The organism is Spiroplasma endosymbiont of Phycita roborella, from assembly GCF_964031195.1.
GTDB lineage: Bacteria > Bacillota_I > Bacilli_A > Mycoplasmatales > VBWQ01 > Spiroplasma_E > Spiroplasma_E ixodetis_A.
The window spans coordinates 47,813-65,480 of sequence record NZ_CAXIQJ010000001.1 but is presented as its reverse complement, the minus strand read 5'-3'; the positions used below and the strand labels follow the sequence as shown (position 1 = coordinate 65,480).

Genomic DNA, 17,668 nt, shown 5'->3' with positions numbered 1-17,668 from the left:
GATAAAACACATTATAGAATATATTATAGTTTTGGTGATTATACTAGTAAAGAAAATAATAAAAATTATAGTTGACAAATAATTAATTTTTATTATCAATTAGATACAAATGTTTTAAAAAGTAGTTTATGAATATCAAATAATAATGTTAATGCGGATACTGAAATTAATATTTATAATAATAGAATAATGTGGGGTATGGGTAGAGATTATATTTTTAAAAAATTAGAAGAATTACAGGAATAATATTATGTTTTTTAAAATTATAAAAATTATTTTAGGTTTAATAGGAGTAATTTTATCATCAGCAACAGCAGGTTTAATTATATTTATTATTATAAAAATTGTATTAAAAATTAATCAAATATTTTAAAAAAAGGTGGTGAATATTATGTTAAGTCTATTTAAAAGAAAAGAAAAAAGTAATATTAGTGATAATCAAAATGAAAAAGTAAAATTTTTAACTAATAAAAATAAAAGTACTCATGCTTCAATTTTAAATTATTTTGGTTTTAATGATTTTAACCATGAAACTTATTTCACTGATTTTGTAGCAGAAAATAATGCTAATTTATATAATGCTCCATTAGATATTAATAATGAAACTATTAAACAATATTTAATTCAACAAGAATTTTACAGAAAAAATTGAAATTCAATTTTTAAATTAAGTAAATTAGGAATTAGTGCTTATTTAATTTATATTGCTAATGATGACTTATATTTTCAAGTAGTAGATATACAACAAAGAGTTTATGATATTACTGGTAAATTAATTGAATGTACTATTTTTTATGATAGTTATGAACAAAATGCACAAATGGTAAGATTATTTGAAGTTTATACATTAAATAATGAACAAATAACTATTAATCGTGCAATTTATAGTATTAGTGATAATAAAAAACAATTTCCATTAGATTTTAAATCATTCATTAATAACCCTAATTTAGCACAAGAACAAACACTAAATATTAACTATATACCAATAGCAATTATGAGAAATAAAGCAAATGAGCTAGCAGATTGTAATAAAGTAATGGATAAAATTAAAGCATTAGATGTTATTTATGAACAAATTGTTTTAGATACTATTTTAAACTCACCTAAATTTATATTTAGTCAAACTTATGGCAATGTTCAATCTTTAATAGAAGACGCAGTAAGAACATTAGTTACTAAAAATTACATATTTAAAAGCGGTGGAGATAATAATGAACAAAACGAAAATATCAATATGACAAATAGTAATTTTAAAGGTAAAAATTTAACTGATATATATGATTGAAATGTTAATGAAATATTTAAACGTTGTGGTATTCATATACCAAGTCAAAAGAAATCAGCACAACAATCAGTTCCCGAAAGTACAGCAGTAAATATTTCAACTATTAATTATATTGAACAAAAATTATGACAATTTAATATTGATATTCTTAAATTTATTCAAATATTAGTAAGTGTAGATAAAGATTTATTAAATAGTAAAACATTTAATATTAATGATGATCAAGAAATTAATAATTTAACAGTTAAATTAAAATTATTTAATCCCGAAAATAACCAATTAATAGGAGAGAACAATGGAAAACAACAACAAACCACAAACGAAATTTCCACAGAAACAAACTAAACTTAATCAAGCAGAAGTAGAAAATGATTATTTAATTGATAACATTCCTTATGACTTTACTAATATGATGCGTGCTACTAGTGACCCAGATATTAATAGAGCATATGATGAATTTAAAAAAAGAACGATATATATTTATGAAATTGAACGTTTATTTAAAAATAATGAAAATAATAGTTTAAAATTTTCAGCAAATACTATTAAAATAGGTTTTATTGATATTGATAAAGTATTAAAAACTACTGCTGTTGAAACATCTGATTTTACTATGCAATTAAATCAAAGAGCAAGTACTAATATTAATGATAATACAATTGAATATAGTATGACTGATATTAAAAATTTAATATTTCAAGAAATAAATTTATTAAATCAATTTAAGTTATATGCTGTATCTATTAATGAACCTTTAACTGAAAATAATATTGATAATTTATATATCATTAATAATTATTCACAACCTTATCAAAATCCAAAAACAAGAAGTACTAAAAGTATAACTATTATTAAAATTAAAGATTTTAAAACAAGAGATGGTTATCCAATTATTATTAAATTACAAAAACCATTAGATAAAGATACCAAAGTAACTGGTTTAAAAATTAAAGCACCTAGAAGCATGATTTTTGGCAATATAAAGGTACTTGGTGAAGTTGACAATATGGAAGTATACCCAAAGTTATTTGTTAAAGATAAGATAGCATTTCCGCTATTATCAATGCCTATTGAAACTCAACCAAAAGTTAGAATATTACAACAATGATTTAGTGAACAAATATTACCTTGAAACTTAGCAAAACAATTTATTGGAGAAGAAAAATCAGTTTTAGATTTAATTGCTATTGGTGGAGGGACTGAAACAAGAAAAGAAATTATTAATAATGCAAGAGTAACAAATGCTAAATTAGGTTATGATGTTTCTAAAAATTTAAAAGTATGACCATTATCAGATGAAATAGAATTAAAAGATAAAAAATTAGAGTCATGATTTTTAGTAGGTAACTATAATTTATTTATTTCTACAACAAATAAATTTTATGATGTAGAAATTGAAATAAATGATAAACCACCAATTGATAGTTTACAACAGTTATTATTAGATATGCTAAGTTACACATATAACTATAATAGAAATTTTGATGGCGCAGATTATGATGATAAAAATGAAATAGCAAAATTACGTAATAAATTCTTAGGTCAAAAACCTGATGAAGTTATTACTAATTTATTTAGAAAATGAGAACTTGATTATCCAAATTACATAAATTTGCAACAAGTTAAAATATTTAAACAAGTATTTATTATGTTATCAAAGTATATTTATTCAACATTATCAATAAATAAAGGTCTAAATGATGATAATAAAATTTTATTACCTTATTATTTTGAATTAAAATCAAATCCTATACATTCTAATAAGGATAATAGTTGAAAATATAAAGATGTAAAAGTAATACTAAAATCTGAATATTTTGATTTTACAGATATGAATAATATTAAATTAAAAAATAATGATATTAGTCAAAATGAATTATTTAAACTTGATGATAATCAATTTAATTGATTATCTATTACAAATGAATTAGAAAGCAATAATATTCCGTCATTAATTCCAGCAGATTGAACATTAGGAAATGGCGAATATGGAAAATACTTTACAAGAGTAATTATTAGTAACAATAAAATTGAGAATGCTTTAAATTTATATGGTTCAAATAAATCTCAATTATTTTCTAAATTAGAATTTTATGAAGAGATATTACAAATTGATAATAAAAATGAATTTGAATTGCAAATTAAAAATCCAATTAATAATTTAAATCGGATTGAAATTAGTGGAATATTTGGTGCTGGTAATTATTATTTAATTTTAATAACTGACAAACAAGAAATAAACTTAACTAATATTAATTTATTTGACAAATATAATGAAAATATTTCTTATATTAATTTAGAAATTTAAATGTTATTTATTAAAATAACCATATGGATAATTGCCATCTCATGGTATATCTATTCTTTCAATAGTATCTCCACCATTATAAAATTTTGTTTTTTTAGGATTATCAGCAAAGTATATTTTAAATTCACTTTTTATAGAAACTGAAATACCATGAATGTCAGACATTCATATTTTCTGAACACCCATTATAGGTTTTTTATATGAATTTAAATAATATTTAAGTCCACTAAGATTATGGGTAAGCACCCCCCCATGATTAATCCTATTGTTCCAGTTGTAGCACCAGTTAGTGCTAATGCTAATGTTATTTTACTTAAATTTGCTTTTATTCATGTTTTCATATTAAATTACTCCTTTTTTCCTTGATTTTACTTATAAATTGTACTATTTTTGATTATTTTTACAAGTACGTTTTTAAACGCAAAATAACGCCTAAATAAAAGGCGTTTATTTTGTGATACCTATACTATTAATGATATTGTAGTTGTTTATTATATGGCAAATGTGAAGATGCTTTTTTTCACAGTAGCATTATTTTTACCCCTAATTACATTTTTATATGGATACAATGCATAAAATAATCCATCATACGGGTCTTGATACATATTTTTATCAGGAATGTTAGTTTTGTTTTGGTCATAACGTAATTCTTCTAAACATTGAGTAGTCTTTGGTAAATCATCTTTATTTGCATAAAAGTTTCCATAACTCATAATGTTTCTCATTCAAACTACTCTATTAGTTAATCCTGCTTCTTGATTTAAATTTGAAGCATGTTTAATAGCAGTTTGTGTGATTAAAATAGTATTATGTTCATCTATTAATTTTTGATTTAATCAATCAATGGCAGTTCGTGCTTTATCATCATAAAAATAAATTGCTTGTTCAAAATTTTCAAAATTATCAATTAATCCTAAAATTTCATTAACATAAGCATTAATTTTTTCATTTTCATTTATAAAATCATTTGGAGTAACTACTAATTCACAAATAATATAAGCATCATAATAACCAGTATTATTATATTCTTTAAAACCCACTACTATAAATACAGTATGGTCTTTATGACCAGTTGCTCAATCCACACCAACTGAATAAAAATCAAATTTATACATATCTTTTTTTGAATTATAAAATTCTTTTAAATCATATCGTTGTCAGCACTTTACAGTTTTTTGAAATGGGAAAATTGTTACATCACTATCTAAAAATTCAAAACCATAAAAAACAGTATTAAATTCATCAGGATTACTTTTTTTCATTTCTAATAATGTTCTTTTTTGAATATCTGGTAATTTATTTCAAAATGGTTGAATAGTAAATCTTAAAACAAATAAACCTAAACCACTAAACATATCTTGATTTTCATAATAAATTTTGCCATTTTTTTTAAGATTTTCCATCACTTTATCATTTAATGGTAAAAATGGCGTACAGTATTTTAAATAAAATGGATGATATTTATCATAAGGATTACATGTAAAAGTAATAAAGAAACTTTTATAAAAATAGCGAGTAATTTTTTTTCCAAAATTAGGACTATATATATTTTTATCAATAAACGTTCAACTTCATTCTTTAATAGGTTCTTTTGATACTTTAATACGATTACTTCTAAACATAGAGTTTTGTAAACGTTCATATCGATATGTTAATTGCTTTTCTGTTAGTGTTTCTTTTTCTTCTGCCATAATAATTTCATCTGTTCTTGAACCTAAAAAACTTGAACCACCGGCTTCTTTTCCAAAAATCTTATTACCATTAGCATAACCAATAAAGTCAATTTGTTGATTATTAGGAAAAATAATACATCCACCATCCTTAGTTATTTTTCATTTAATACCATGTGGATTATTAGGTAATAAATTAATATTATATGTATCTAATAAAACTTGACAAACATTCATTAAAGCACCAATTGTAGTTTCACTATGAGTATTTTCATATCTTCTTACTTCTTGAACACTACTATCACTAAAATTACAACATATAAATAAATCAAATGCTAAACAATTTCAAGTTTTTCTTGTTCCACGTGCTGTTGGTACAAAACGATAAAAACAATTGGTAGTAAAATATTCTGCTCATTCATCACCAACAAATTCTTTAAAAATATCCCAACTAAAACCATAATTATTATCACTAAAATTAAGATTATATTTTTTATTTAATTGTACATAACTAGTGATAAAAGCCATATTTACTCCTTATTTTTAAAAAAAATTAAACTTAAATTATTAACAAATAAAATTTTGAAAGGAACATTAAAAATGTTTATATTACCATTTGTAAATCATTTTGATTGAGACAAACACAATTTTAATCAAGATGAATTAAATTTACAACAAACAGAAGAATTATTTAAAAAAATAGATGATTATTTATGAAATGCATGTGATAAATCTGTATATAAGTCATATAGATTTAGAAAAAGAAAATTAAAAACAAAAAAAGGTTTATTAACTTATAAACGACGTATTTGTACATATTATAACCCAAAAACACAAAAAATGGAATTTCTTTCATTGTTAGATAATTATCTTGGTGTTAAAAAATATAGTAAACTTGCACCTAATGTTATTAAACAAATTTTGAAATATTTTGCAGATGGTAAAAAGTATCATGATGTTTGTGATACTTTTATTGAAGGTTTAATAAGTAATAGTACAGTTTGTAGAACATATAAAAAGTTTCAATTACCAAAAGCCAATATCCTCAAAATACCATTACAACCATATCAAAATTTATATGTAAATATTGATGATGGACATAGAAAATTTAAGTTTAATGAAAAACATAATACTAAAAATTGTAAAAAATGTTCAATGAGATTATTAGTATTTTGTACTGGTAAAAAGAAGAATGGAAAATTAATTAATAAAAGAGCTGTATGTAAAATTAGAGTATCAAAAACAGAAATTGGTGCTGAAAAAACTGCCAAATTAATTGAAAAATATGGTAATTTATTTTTTGAAAATTTTGACCAAGCAAATTTAATAGTTTGTGGAGATAGTGCAAAATGAATTAGAAAAACTGCTACAATTTTAAATGCTAAATTTATTTTAGATAAATTCCATGCTTTTCATGTTTTATTTCTTGGCATAATGGCTGGAAGAAGAAAAAATAAAATTGCTAAATTACACTATCAAAATGCAATAAATTTATTTTCCAAAGGTCAATATTATGAATTAATTGATTTTTTACAATCATTGACTTTACAATATAAAAAATTAAAAGTTGGTTATTTTGTTAATGCAAAAGATGGCGTATTAAATCAAGCATTAGTTGAAAATATTGGTTGCTTTACTGAAACTAATATTAAACAAATTTTAAAGCATATGATTGGTGATAGAACTTATAACATTGATATGTATACCAAAATGGTTAATTTTAAATGTTATCAAATAAATACAGCAATACAATTATTATAAATTAACCATTTCAATTTAAAGATAACTAAAAATAAAATAAAACTTATTAAAGTAAAATTTAATAAGAATTTTTGAGTTATAAAAGTAAGTATTATTGTTGACTAATATTTTACAAGTGTTAAGATTAACATACAATTGCATATTGAAGTCTAAATTATTCTCGTCTAATCTTATAATTTAAAGACAAATTTGAATATTATTGACAACATCGGTACGCTCCCATTTTTTCAAATGCTTGTTTTTCTAACTTTTCAAATTTTTCTTGTAATTTATATATACTTTCTCTTATTTTTTCAAAATATGGTGTATCTTTTCAAAATTTATTTAAACCTTTTTTTAAATAAAATCTAATATCAAAATATTTAAAAGTTTGATTTGCTTTTAAAACAAGTTGATGAATAATATTATTTTTAAAATTAAATTTAATAGCATTAGCACGAATTTTTTGTAAATCTAAAATTAAAGTTTTTCCATATCTATTTTCTGTATGTATTGTATGAACTAAATTTAATCAATCATGTTGATTCATTTTTAATACTTCTTTTAAATCAGTATTAAATTTTTTTAAAAAGTTATTTGCTTTTTCAATATCTTTAATTTTAAATTTAGGAGTTAATTGTGGACTTAGTTTTATTAATGTATTTTGTAATAATAAGTGTTCCATTAATTTTTCTGTTTCTAGTTTTTGAAAATTATTTTTATATTGTCTTTCAGCAACATAACCTAAATCTCGTAATACTGTTTCACGATTAGGAGTAAAACTATAATTCATTAAATAACGTTTATTACCAATAATTTTATCTGTTAAAATTTCTTTTCCACTTACTTGACTAATAATTTCTTGTAAATTTTTTGCTTCTTTAATTCCCACTTGTTCTAATGTTTTAGTTTTTTGTGCTAGTTTAATAAATTTACTTGTACGATAACCACGACTAATTTTATTAAGTCCAGCAAATGCTGGTAATATATTAAAAAAAGTATTTAATGGTGTTACATTTCCTTTTAAATAATCATAAACTTGATTAATAGTAAAATCAGTTAAAAATTCTACACCAACAGCACTAATACTAGCAATTAAATCACTTGCACCTAATCCAAGGGCTACACTTTCACTTAATCCATCAGTAAAAGGAGCAAGTGCTACTGCTATAACTTGTACACCAATCATTTCTAAAATTTCTCATCAAAAACTTTTGTTTTCTTGTTGGTTACTTGTTCTAGTATGTTTTGGTTTATTTATGTTTAAAAGTATTGCTGTACTAGTTGTACCGATTGGCATAATATTAATTTCCTTTATTTAAGAGTTATTTTAATTGGATTTGTTGTTCCTTTATAATTTAAGTCATTAACATTAGCAGTAATGGTTATATATAAGTCACCTGCTTTTTGTTTTTGATTACTTACATTAGTTTTTCCTTGTGCATCACTAAAATATTTAATAGTTGGATTTGTTAAATTAGGATTTAATGATTTAAGTTCATTAGTACTTTTTATTTGTGTATTTAATTCACTATTATTGTTATTAACATTTGCAGTAATATCAGTTGTTAAACTTGTAATTTTAGTTTTTAAATCATTTTTATCATTATTAACAATTGCACATAACATTCAGCGTGAAGTTGTTTCTTCATCTGTTATATAGGGTATTGATTCACCAGTTACTTCTCCACCAACTAAATATCTTCTTCCAACTTTACCATCAGCAATATCTTGAACATATACAACTGTATTTTGTAACATATATCTTTTCATTGCTCTTGGTGTTGCTAAAACAAAAGACATAATTTTAGTTTCATTATTATCAGTAAATGTCATATAATCATCCATTACAATTTGACATAGTACACCTTTGATGTATAAATTATTTCCATTTAATCTTAATTGTTGAGCAATTTGATTATCAGTAATTAGACCTTTATTATTGGCTAAATAAACAATAGTATCATAAAGATTATTAGTAATAAAAAAACGACAATTATTACTATTTCTTAGTTGAAATAAAGTATTTCAAGCATCTAACATTGATTTTAAATATCCTAATGGTGTTTTATCAGTAATGTCTATTTTAGTTGCATATTTTGCAATTACATTTGTATCATTATTTGCTAAATAATCTGCTAAGTCATTAGCAACTTCATATTGCATTGTATTTAATAAATTTTGTCCATTTTCAGCATTTAAATCAACATTAGCAATTATTTCACCCGCAACCGCTTCTTCTTTAATTTCTTTTAAAATTTTAACAGTTTCAGCATAACTAACATCTAATCCTTTGCTTTTATCATTTCATTTTAATACTTTAATTTCTGAATTTTTTGGTTTTTTAACTATAAATTCAATTTTTGTTGAATTAACCATTTCGATAGGAAAAAAACTTGATCATGGTGAATTTGATTGTTTATAAAATTCTATAAACTCTGGTGCTTCTACTAATTTTTCGGTATTATCTAAATTTTTATTGAATTGTATTGCCATTTTTTGATTTCCTTTCTGTTATAAATTATTATTTTTTTTATAATCCAATAATGTACTTTTTATTGAATTTTGTTGATTTGTTATTATTGTTTGTTGTTTACCACCTGTATTAATTATTTCTTTAAATACTGGTTGTTCTTTAATAATTTTTTTAATAGTTTCTTCAATTTTTGAATTTTCTAAATTATTAGTTTTAAATTTTAAAAAATCATAAAATTCAGTTTTAACTTGATATTTTTTAAATATATTAATTATTTCTTTTTCTTTAATTTCTTGATTAAGTTTATTTAACTTATTTTCTGCTTCATTAACTTTATTTTCTATTTCTTGTTGAGCATTATTTTCAGTTAAAGGTTCAGTTGTTTGTTGAACATTATCTTCATTTTCTAACATTTAACATTCTCCTAATCTTATCCCAATAATCAATCTTTAACTAATTGTGGCATTTCACTTATTAATTTTTTATAATCATTAACTGCATTTTCTAATGTATCAATATCAGAAAATTTAAAACAATTATCAATATGTAAATCAAAATCTCTATCAATACTAATATCTTGTTTTCTATATTTTTCATTAAATTCAATTTTTGTCATATTATTTTTCTCCTTTATTAATCTTTTCATTTAATTTTGCTAATTTTTTTTGATGTTTTATAATTTTGTTATTTGCTCTAACATGTTTTGGAGTTGTGATAAATCTTTTTAATAAAACAATAATTTCTCTGCAAATTAATGTTCCAACACTTGTTCCAATAATTATTAATTCATGTAAAAATTCTTTCATTTCAATATTTTCCTTTCAATTATTTATTTTTTAATTATTCATCAAATTGACCACCATTAATTCTTTCAATCATCGATTTTGAATTACTTATAATGCTTACTAATAAGGCAATTTCTTTATTTAATTGTTCCATTCTCTCTTTATATGTCTGAATTTCATTATTATAATATTCAAGTAATTTTTCTTTATTCATAAATTATTCACCTCCTTTATAAACTCATGTGATTATAATCTCAATTTAGTGAAGCATTATCATGATTTAATGGTACTTCGCTCATATTATCACTACCATATTGACTAGTTGTTTCACTATTAATAGTAAATCTATTATCATTTACTAATCTTGATGTTTCATCATTAAATGGTGTTTCTTGCATTTTTTCAATATGATTTGTAGTTTCCATAGGTAGTAAATTATGGATAATTTCATTTGCACCAGCAACTATTGTAGGTATAGCATAAGCATTATTAAAATCATTATTTATACCCATTGCAACACCACTTGATATTAAACATCCACCAGTAGCCATATTACAAATCTTTCTTATTGTTTCAAATTTATTAGGTATTAACTCAGTTAATCCACTAATAAGATTTGATATACCATAAGCATTTAAACTAATATATGTATCTCAATCCATTAATGACTGATTTTCTTGTTTATTTAATAGTAATCATGGAGGACCCTCAGTTGTAGTTGTAGTAATTATTGGCATTGGTGTTGGTGGAATAATTGGAGTAATATTATTCTTTGTTCATTTACTATAATTTGCTAATCCAATTGTTCCTAAACCTAATAATATTTTTTTAGAACTATTAATTAATTTAGTTTTAGTATTTGGTCTTTGATTTAAATTTCAAATATCTAAACCTAATTTTTTACCAAATAATAAACTATTAATTGAACCTAATACTGGATTTACAATCACTTGACCATAATAAGCACTTGTACCAATCATTGCACAAATTGGACTTATACCAGTTCTAATTAATTTAGTTAAAGTATAATTTGATTGTGTATTTTCTATACTTGGCATTTTATTCTCCTTTAATTTTCTAATTTTTTAATTGTTACTTTAATTCAACCTTGATAAACATCATTATCACCAACTATTAATGCAACATTACTTTCTGGTTCAGAAACAATTATGTGTTTTGATTTAACATTTGGATATTGTCTTAAAATAATTGCTCTAATATCATTACTTGTATGAATTGCTTTTGGAAATGGTGATAATATTTCAATTTCATCTTTATTTTCAAACAAAGTAGGTAATATTATCATTAATTATTTCTCCTTATTTTTAATTTGATTAGCAATTTCATTTAATATTTTTAATACTTTATATTCATTTTTTAATTCTTTAATAATAAATATTAAAAATATTATTAGTGTTATGCTTGTTATTAATATTGGTACTATTAATAAAATTTTTCATAATATCATTTTTTTACTCTTTTCATTTTTTAAATCATTTAACATTAATTGAACAAAATGCACGATTTTTAGGAATGTTTAAAGTATTAAAGATTTGACCAGTTACTATAATTTCATCATTTTTGTTTAATAAAATACAGCGTCTATAAAATTTTGGGTTGTTAAAAATTAAAGTAACATAGTTTAATCCATTTCACTGACCTCGAACACTATAATATAATTCTTTATTACCTTTTTCATAATATTTTGCTTCAATAGTGTTACTTAGTTTTACTGTTAATTTGACATAATTTACTTTCTCTTTCATCTTTATAATTTCCTTAAATAATTATCAAAAATTAATATTTTTTTATGATTTTTTAAATAATATTGAATATGCTTATAAGCATCTTGTTCATGTTTTGTTAATTTTATATTTCCTTTATATTCTGTTATTTTATTTTTATTTTTTGGGTGATTTTCGAAATAATCTCAGTTGAAAACATCTTGTACTAATACCATTAATGCACCAATAATTTTAGGAGTTGCTAATGGATTAGTTAATAATTGTTTTGAACTTAAAAAGAAATTTTCTACAATAACTAATATTTTTTTATTAATAAATTTTTCTTTAATTAATTGAAATTTTTCTTTATACATATTTTTAGTTCATAAAACAGTTAATGTATTAAACGTTTCATTAAAAATAATATTATTAGTTTCATTTGAATAAATAACAATTCCATTGTTGCCAATTCCAGCGGGGTCAATTCCAATAATTAAGTCATATTGCATAATTAATCAAATTCACCATTTTTAATTTTTTCTTGTAATTTCATTATTAATTTAAGTTTTCAATTACTAATATTAATTTTAATTTCACTACTAATATCATCTTTAAGTAATTCCATAAATTCATTTTCAAGATAATTAATTATTTTTTCTTTATTCATATTTATACCTCCTACTTAACCTAATATTTAAAATACAGTCATAACAAATTGCTTTATTATTTTTATCTCTTAAAAATATTTTCTTGTTTTTTATATCCTTAGTATTAAAGAATAAATAATCTAATTTATTTTGTTTACATGTTCAACAAAAATACTTTTTCATTATGAGTTGATTTTTCTTTATAGGAAGTAACTATATAATTAATTGGTAAATCATCATGTTTATATGGATTATTTATTTTAAAATCTTTTCTGTTCTCTTCTCACGTAATGTTATATTTAAAACAAGGATTAGTAATTTTAGTTTTGTTATCTGTTATTTCACCAATAAATCAACTATTATGCTGTTCATAAAATGTTAATGGTTCAAGTTTGATATCATTAAGATAATATTCTTTTGGAGTAATTGGTTGATTAACAGTTATTTTTTGGTCTTTAATATAGGGTTCTAATAATTTTATTAATTCATTACCACTTAATTCTCTTTTAATATTTTCTAAATTAAAAACTCAATATGTATATTTATCATCAGCAATAAAACTATTATTTTTAACCATTCATTTTGGACATTGTAATTTATATTCACCATAATCAATAAGAATAGATTGTGGTTTATCTTTTACAATTTGTTCTTTTTTAAATTCTATTTGCATAATAATCCTTTCCTAATATGTTCTGTTGCTTCTAGCATAAAGAACATATATTTTGATTTTTTAATTATTAATAATCACACTATTCGTTTTTTTCATTCCATGAAAACTGGGCTCAAAAATAAATTATGAAATTTTAAAAATAAATCGAGGCATTCGATTCAATATTTATTTAATTTATGTTTAATAAATTAATATTTTAATTGAACCGGCACCGCTCAATTTTTTTTACAAGTTTGAAATTTATTTTCTCGCCCAAAAAAATTTTTCAAAAAAAATAAAAAATAAAACCAACACTTGCTCACTGGGGAGTGGCAAGGTTGGTTAAATAAAGAATAGAATTAATACAATAGGTCCCTACAACAGGTCTATATATACTAGTTTCCAATTCGCTCCCACCCCAAGAATTACCATTAATGGTTAGTATATTTTATTAGGTATCACTCCACTTTTTATTTATTCATGCAAGTCCACATGCTAGCTACTATTTTTAACAACTGTGTTGTAGTTCACTTTTTTAGTTCCCTAACACGTGTTGATAATAGCGTTAAAGAGGTTTATTAAAAATTTTAAAATTTTACAATTACAAAAAAAAGACAAGATTTTTATTCTCATCTTTTGTCATTTATTTTTAATTTAAGGATTTAAAAAAGAAAGGAGCTATTTTTAAAACTTTTTAGTTATCGACATCTTCGACACGCTCCCATTTTATTTTATAATTAAATTATTAACAATAATATTTGCATTTTTATTGACAGTAGTTTTATATTTAGGTTTTTTATTAACAAATAAATTAGACTTAGATACATTATTAGAATTTGAATGACCTTTATTACTACTAATGGGAATTACAACCACAACATTACTTCCAAGTAAAATATCTAAAACTACTAAAATTTAAAATAATTTTATAATTATTATTTCTTATTGCTTAAATTATATCCTTTTAACAAAAAATATTATTAATCTCTTTAAAAATAAAATTTTAAAGAGATTAATTTTTATTTTAAATTAAAAAAATAAATTATCACCAAATAATAACGTCTTATAATAAATTTTGATATGAAAAACTCTTTTCTACAATATTATGTTCATCTAAATCATTTATTGATTTTCATTTTTTACCATAATTTAAACTACTACTTCCTAATATTTTAGTTTTCTTTTCTAATTTATTAACTTTAGTTTTTAACATTTCAATATCACTTTCTAACTTATTAATTTTAGTATTTAATCCATTATGTTCGCAAATTAATTTATCAAAACTATCCTTACTATATTTATTATTAATTGCTTTAATTTTATTACTTTCTCATATTCCACAAGTCAAAAATTTAAGTGGTCAATGTCACCATCTTCTTGCTAATTGTTTTTCATTTTTGAAATTCAAATTAAAATTATTAATTTGTCCACATATTTTATTTTTAGCTTCTTTTAGTATTTTTAAATCATGTATTTTTTCTTGCATTTCTTTAAAAATTTCACTAATGTCTGAACTATCATATAGTGTTAAATCATCTAAACTTTTAGAACTATCTCTATGCTTTATTTCAACTTCTAAATCAGTTTGTAAACCTAATACAAATAACTTATCTTCTGAAGTAGTTAAAACATTACTTAAATCATATTTATATATATTTTTAAAATCTATTGCCAATGTTCCCTTATTTGCTTGTGCTTCTAAAAAACTAATAGTTACAGTAAACAAAGATAAAATTGGCATTATTGCTTTATCAGAATATTTTTTTGTACTTTTTCCACAATTATATTGAAGATATTTAAGATTTTTAATAACATTAGGAATATCTGCAACCAAAAATATTCCTTTTAATTCTTCAATAATTCTTTTAAAATAAGGAATTTGAGTATTATGTTGTTTTTGATATCTTAACTTTATACTTTCAAGTTTTTTTATTAACTTTGTTGCAGATAACATTTTTTCTTTTACCATTTTTTAATTTCTCCTCTTTTAAAAAATAAAAAAAACCCATTTATTTTTAATAAAAATAAGGGTTATAAAACTTATATTAAGTTTATGATTTTTATTATACTATCTTTTTTTTAAGATTTTATTAATATACTTTTGGCATAAAATAATAATTAGTTTTTCTAAATTTTAAAAAATTATTTATGTAAAAAAACTAAACATTTTCCTTTTTTAATAATTAGTTTTGGTCTTTCTTTTTTGTTAAATTCATTACTAATAGTTTGTGTACTATTATTAGTAACAGTAATATCCTGATTTGGATAAAACTTACAACCACTAAAATTATAAATTACTTCTTCATTGTCTAAACTAAAAAAAGAAATATATTTATATGTTAATTGTCAATTGTAAAAAATATATTCTGATTTTGCTTTTAATAAAAAACAATAATTATTTTCACCTAATAAAATTGGGTTAAAACATTCATATTTTTTTATTATATTAATACTAGCAAGTAACATATCCCAACGTATTCCATCACTTACTATCACTATTTGTTGAAAATTAATTTTTTTGGAAATTGCAGTAACTATCGCAAGTTCACTATCAATAAAATCTTTTTCTTTATTAAAAGTAATAATTTCAAAATTATGTATTTTACTTTGATCATTTAAAATCTTTAACTGTTGTTTATTAATGGTATCATTATCACCACAAATAAACTTAATTGGTTTTTTATATTTTAATAATGATAAAACACCAGTTTCAACACCAATAAAAATTGGATTAATAAATTGTTCTCAATTTAAATTATAATCACGACAAACAATTACTAATTGTTTAATATCACTATTTTTCATAATTTGTTAACATCGCAACTTGTTTTTTTACTGAATTATCACTATTTAATAAATAACTACCCGCTACTAGGTAATTAGCACCAGCAGTAATACAATCATTTGCTGTTAAATTATTAATGCCGCCATCAACAGCAATTGTAATATTTGGAAAATTATTATCGATATGTTTTACTAACATTTTAATTTTATTAATAGTTAAATCTAAAAAACGTTGTCCACCCGCACCTGGTTGCACACTCATAATTAAAATTGTATCAAGATCTTTCAAATAATCATAAATTTTTGAAATTGGTGTATCAGGATTAATGGCAATTCCTTTTTTAAAACCAGGGTTTTTTCACTGCAGAAATTCTTTTAATTGTTCTTCTGTTAATGCTTCATAATGCAAAGTAATATTTTTAACTTGCGGTAAAATTATAAATGGTTTTAAATAATCACATACTTTTAATGTTGTTATCTTTACCATCATATGACAATCAATATTGATATTAGAACTAAATTTACATACATCACTTAATATTTTTGCACCAAAACTTAAATTTTCAACAAAATGATGATCCATAACATCAAAATGAATTCAATTAATTCCTGCATTTTGTAAATTTAATAAATCATCTTTTAAAGATAGAAAGTTAGCAGTTAAAATGCTAGCGGCAATTGTTACTTCTTTTTTCATATATTACCATCCTTTATTTTAAATTATTAATTTTATTGAATTCTATTAAAATTTTACAATAATCTTCATAAAAAAAACCAGAAATTATTTTATTTGCAACTGCTTTTTTAATTGCACATTCTGGTTCTTGCTGATGTAAGCAAGTACGAAACTTACAATTTTGTCAAATATTAGTAAAACTAGGAAAATTAGTAGCAATATCAATACTACTTAAACCTTGCAATTGAAAGACCGAAAAACCAGGTGTATCTGCAATAATACCATCATGTAAAAAATAAAGGCGAGTTTTAGTTGTGGTATGTTTACCACGATTTAAACTTGTAGAAATATCCTGTGTTCATAGTTTTAAATTATTATCCAAACTATTTAAAGTTGAACTCTTTCCCACTCCTGAAGTACCTGTTAATATTGATAACTTGTTTGTAAAAACTTTTTTTAAATCTTCAATACCATTTTTTTTAACATTTGAAATAAAAATTACTGGTAAATTTAAATTCTGATATGCTTTAACTTTTGTTCAAACTTCATTATCTTTAGTTACCAAATCAATTTTTGTAAATATTAAAATTATTTTTAAATGATAATAATTAAAAATAGTTAATAATTTATTTAATAGAAAACTACTAAGAAAAGGATTAACAAGAGAACTAACAATTAATACTTGATCAACATTAGCAATGCTTGGTCGATATAGTTCATTAAATCGAGGTAAAATTGATTCAACCAAAGGATTTTTATCATCTTTAAAATTAACTTTAACATAATCACCAACTAAAATTTTTGCTGTTTGAAATTTTAAATTTCCTTTGATTAAACAAGAATAAATTTGATTTTCAATTCTTACTTCAACAAAGTTATTTGCAACTCCAATAACTATTCCTTGTTTAAAGTTCATAG

The 17,668-nt window shown here is 22.1% G+C and carries 26 protein-coding genes; 6 read left to right on the top strand and 20 right to left on the bottom strand.

The annotated features are described in order from the left end of the window. The 4 genes from AAHM95_RS00370 to AAHM95_RS00355 all read left to right on the top strand — a co-directional run. A partial coding sequence (locus AAHM95_RS00370) for a hypothetical protein (protein ID WP_342273792.1) occupies positions 1-246 on the top strand: 246 nt, incomplete at its 5' end. Between the two features lie 4 nt (positions 247-250). Beyond that, positions 251-373, top strand: coding sequence for a hypothetical protein (locus AAHM95_RS00365; RefSeq protein ID WP_338977759.1), 123 nt, complete (start codon positions 251-253; stop codon positions 371-373). Positions 374-391: 18 nt separating this feature from the next. Further along, complete coding sequence (locus tag AAHM95_RS00360) at positions 392-1,633, top strand: hypothetical protein (protein ID WP_338975553.1); 1,242 nt, start codon at positions 392-394, stop codon at positions 1,631-1,633. After that, complete coding sequence (locus AAHM95_RS00355) at positions 1,584-3,596, top strand: hypothetical protein (RefSeq protein ID WP_342273791.1); 2,013 nt, start codon at positions 1,584-1,586, stop codon at positions 3,594-3,596. Before AAHM95_RS00360 ends, AAHM95_RS00355 begins: the two co-directional genes overlap by 50 nt. Positions 3,597-3,599: 3 nt before the next feature. On the opposite strand, the gene AAHM95_RS00350 is transcribed toward AAHM95_RS00355, so the two are convergent. The 3 genes from AAHM95_RS00350 to AAHM95_RS00340 all read right to left on the bottom strand — a co-directional run bounded on the left by AAHM95_RS00350 (position 3,600) and on the right by AAHM95_RS00340 (position 5,794). Beyond that, positions 3,600-3,842, bottom strand: a complete 243-nt coding sequence (locus AAHM95_RS00350) for a hypothetical protein (protein WP_281749131.1) — start codon at positions 3,840-3,842, stop codon at positions 3,600-3,602. Next, positions 3,803-3,937 (bottom strand): hypothetical protein, encoded by a 135-nt coding sequence (locus AAHM95_RS00345; protein ID WP_342273790.1) that lies wholly within the window; start codon positions 3,935-3,937, stop codon positions 3,803-3,805. Before AAHM95_RS00345 ends, AAHM95_RS00350 begins: the two co-directional genes overlap by 40 nt. A 150-nt stretch (positions 3,938-4,087) precedes the next feature. Then, positions 4,088-5,794, bottom strand: coding sequence for a hypothetical protein (locus AAHM95_RS00340; RefSeq protein ID WP_342273789.1), 1,707 nt, complete (start codon positions 5,792-5,794; stop codon positions 4,088-4,090). A gap of 72 nt (positions 5,795-5,866) precedes the next feature. Here AAHM95_RS00340 and AAHM95_RS00335 point away from each other — a divergent pair, with 72 nt between their 5' ends. Beyond that, positions 5,867-7,027: an Mbov_0401 family ICE element transposase-like protein gene (locus tag AAHM95_RS00335; protein ID WP_338975594.1), complete on the top strand. Its 1,161-nt coding sequence runs from the start codon at positions 5,867-5,869 to the stop codon at positions 7,025-7,027. A 196-nt stretch (positions 7,028-7,223) separates the two neighbouring features. Here AAHM95_RS00335 and AAHM95_RS00330 read toward each other — a convergent pair whose 3' ends face one another. From AAHM95_RS00330 to AAHM95_RS00270, 13 genes are all read right to left on the bottom strand, one after another. After that, a complete protein-coding gene (locus tag AAHM95_RS00330) occupies positions 7,224-8,306 on the bottom strand; it encodes a hypothetical protein (RefSeq protein WP_342273788.1) in 1,083 nt (360 codons plus the stop codon). Positions 8,307-8,320: 14 nt separating this feature from the next. After that, positions 8,321-9,502, bottom strand: a complete 1,182-nt coding sequence (locus AAHM95_RS00325; RefSeq protein WP_342273787.1) for a hypothetical protein — start codon at positions 9,500-9,502, stop codon at positions 8,321-8,323. A gap of 18 nt (positions 9,503-9,520) precedes the next feature. Next, a complete protein-coding gene (locus AAHM95_RS00320) occupies positions 9,521-9,895 on the bottom strand; it encodes a hypothetical protein (protein ID WP_338961095.1) in 375 nt (124 codons plus the stop codon). A gap of 17 nt (positions 9,896-9,912) precedes the next feature. Then, entirely contained in the window at positions 9,913-10,098 is a 186-nt protein-coding gene (locus tag AAHM95_RS00315) for a hypothetical protein (protein WP_281748210.1), read from the bottom strand. Between the two features lies 1 nt (position 10,099). Next, positions 10,100-10,288: a hypothetical protein gene (locus tag AAHM95_RS00310; RefSeq protein ID WP_174481134.1), complete on the bottom strand. Its 189-nt coding sequence runs from the start codon at positions 10,286-10,288 to the stop codon at positions 10,100-10,102. 34 nt (positions 10,289-10,322) lie between these two features. Next, positions 10,323-10,481, bottom strand: coding sequence for a hypothetical protein (locus AAHM95_RS00305; RefSeq protein ID WP_281747961.1), 159 nt, complete (start codon positions 10,479-10,481; stop codon positions 10,323-10,325). 16 nt (positions 10,482-10,497) lie between these two features. Further along, a complete protein-coding gene (locus tag AAHM95_RS00300; RefSeq protein WP_342273786.1) occupies positions 10,498-11,325 on the bottom strand; it encodes a hypothetical protein in 828 nt (275 codons plus the stop codon). Between the two features lie 11 nt (positions 11,326-11,336). After that, positions 11,337-11,573 carry a hypothetical protein gene (locus tag AAHM95_RS00295; RefSeq protein WP_339041654.1) on the bottom strand — a complete coding sequence of 79 codons (237 nt, stop codon included), beginning with the start codon at positions 11,571-11,573 and terminating at the stop codon, positions 11,337-11,339. Between the two features lie 3 nt (positions 11,574-11,576). Then, positions 11,577-11,735 carry a hypothetical protein gene (locus AAHM95_RS00290; RefSeq protein WP_342273785.1) on the bottom strand — a complete coding sequence of 53 codons (159 nt, stop codon included), beginning with the start codon at positions 11,733-11,735 and terminating at the stop codon, positions 11,577-11,579. Between the two features lie 4 nt (positions 11,736-11,739). Further along, a complete protein-coding gene (locus tag AAHM95_RS00285; RefSeq protein WP_342273784.1) occupies positions 11,740-12,033 on the bottom strand; it encodes a hypothetical protein in 294 nt (97 codons plus the stop codon). A 2-nt stretch (positions 12,034-12,035) separates the two neighbouring features. Beyond that, complete coding sequence (locus AAHM95_RS00280; protein WP_342273783.1) at positions 12,036-12,500, bottom strand: hypothetical protein; 465 nt, start codon at positions 12,498-12,500, stop codon at positions 12,036-12,038. Between the two features lie 2 nt (positions 12,501-12,502). Continuing rightward, positions 12,503-12,658, bottom strand: a complete 156-nt coding sequence (locus AAHM95_RS00275) for a hypothetical protein (RefSeq protein WP_342273782.1) — start codon at positions 12,656-12,658, stop codon at positions 12,503-12,505. 134 nt (positions 12,659-12,792) lie between these two features. Beyond that, a complete protein-coding gene (locus AAHM95_RS00270) occupies positions 12,793-13,311 on the bottom strand; it encodes a hypothetical protein (protein ID WP_342273781.1) in 519 nt (172 codons plus the stop codon). A 748-nt stretch (positions 13,312-14,059) separates the two neighbouring features. On the opposite strand from AAHM95_RS00270, the gene AAHM95_RS00265 reads away from it, so the two are divergent. Further along, positions 14,060-14,209 (top strand): hypothetical protein, encoded by a 150-nt coding sequence (locus tag AAHM95_RS00265; RefSeq protein WP_342273780.1) that lies wholly within the window; start codon positions 14,060-14,062, stop codon positions 14,207-14,209. Between the two features lie 144 nt (positions 14,210-14,353). On the opposite strand, the gene AAHM95_RS00260 is transcribed toward AAHM95_RS00265, so the two are convergent. The 4 genes from AAHM95_RS00260 to rsgA form a co-directional block, all read right to left on the bottom strand. After that, complete coding sequence (locus AAHM95_RS00260) at positions 14,354-15,259, bottom strand: hypothetical protein (RefSeq protein WP_342273779.1); 906 nt, start codon at positions 15,257-15,259, stop codon at positions 14,354-14,356. A 173-nt stretch (positions 15,260-15,432) separates the two neighbouring features. Continuing rightward, positions 15,433-16,095 (bottom strand): hypothetical protein, encoded by a 663-nt coding sequence (locus AAHM95_RS00255; protein ID WP_342273778.1) that lies wholly within the window; start codon positions 16,093-16,095, stop codon positions 15,433-15,435. After that, a complete protein-coding gene (locus AAHM95_RS00250) occupies positions 16,085-16,771 on the bottom strand; it encodes a ribulose-phosphate 3-epimerase (protein WP_281749492.1) in 687 nt (228 codons plus the stop codon). The genes AAHM95_RS00255 and AAHM95_RS00250 overlap by 11 nt, the downstream gene beginning before the upstream one ends. A gap of 13 nt (positions 16,772-16,784) precedes the next feature. Then, complete coding sequence (rsgA, locus tag AAHM95_RS00245; protein WP_281749493.1) at positions 16,785-17,666, bottom strand: ribosome small subunit-dependent GTPase A; 882 nt, start codon at positions 17,664-17,666, stop codon at positions 16,785-16,787. Positions 17,667-17,668: the final 2 nt, after the last annotated feature.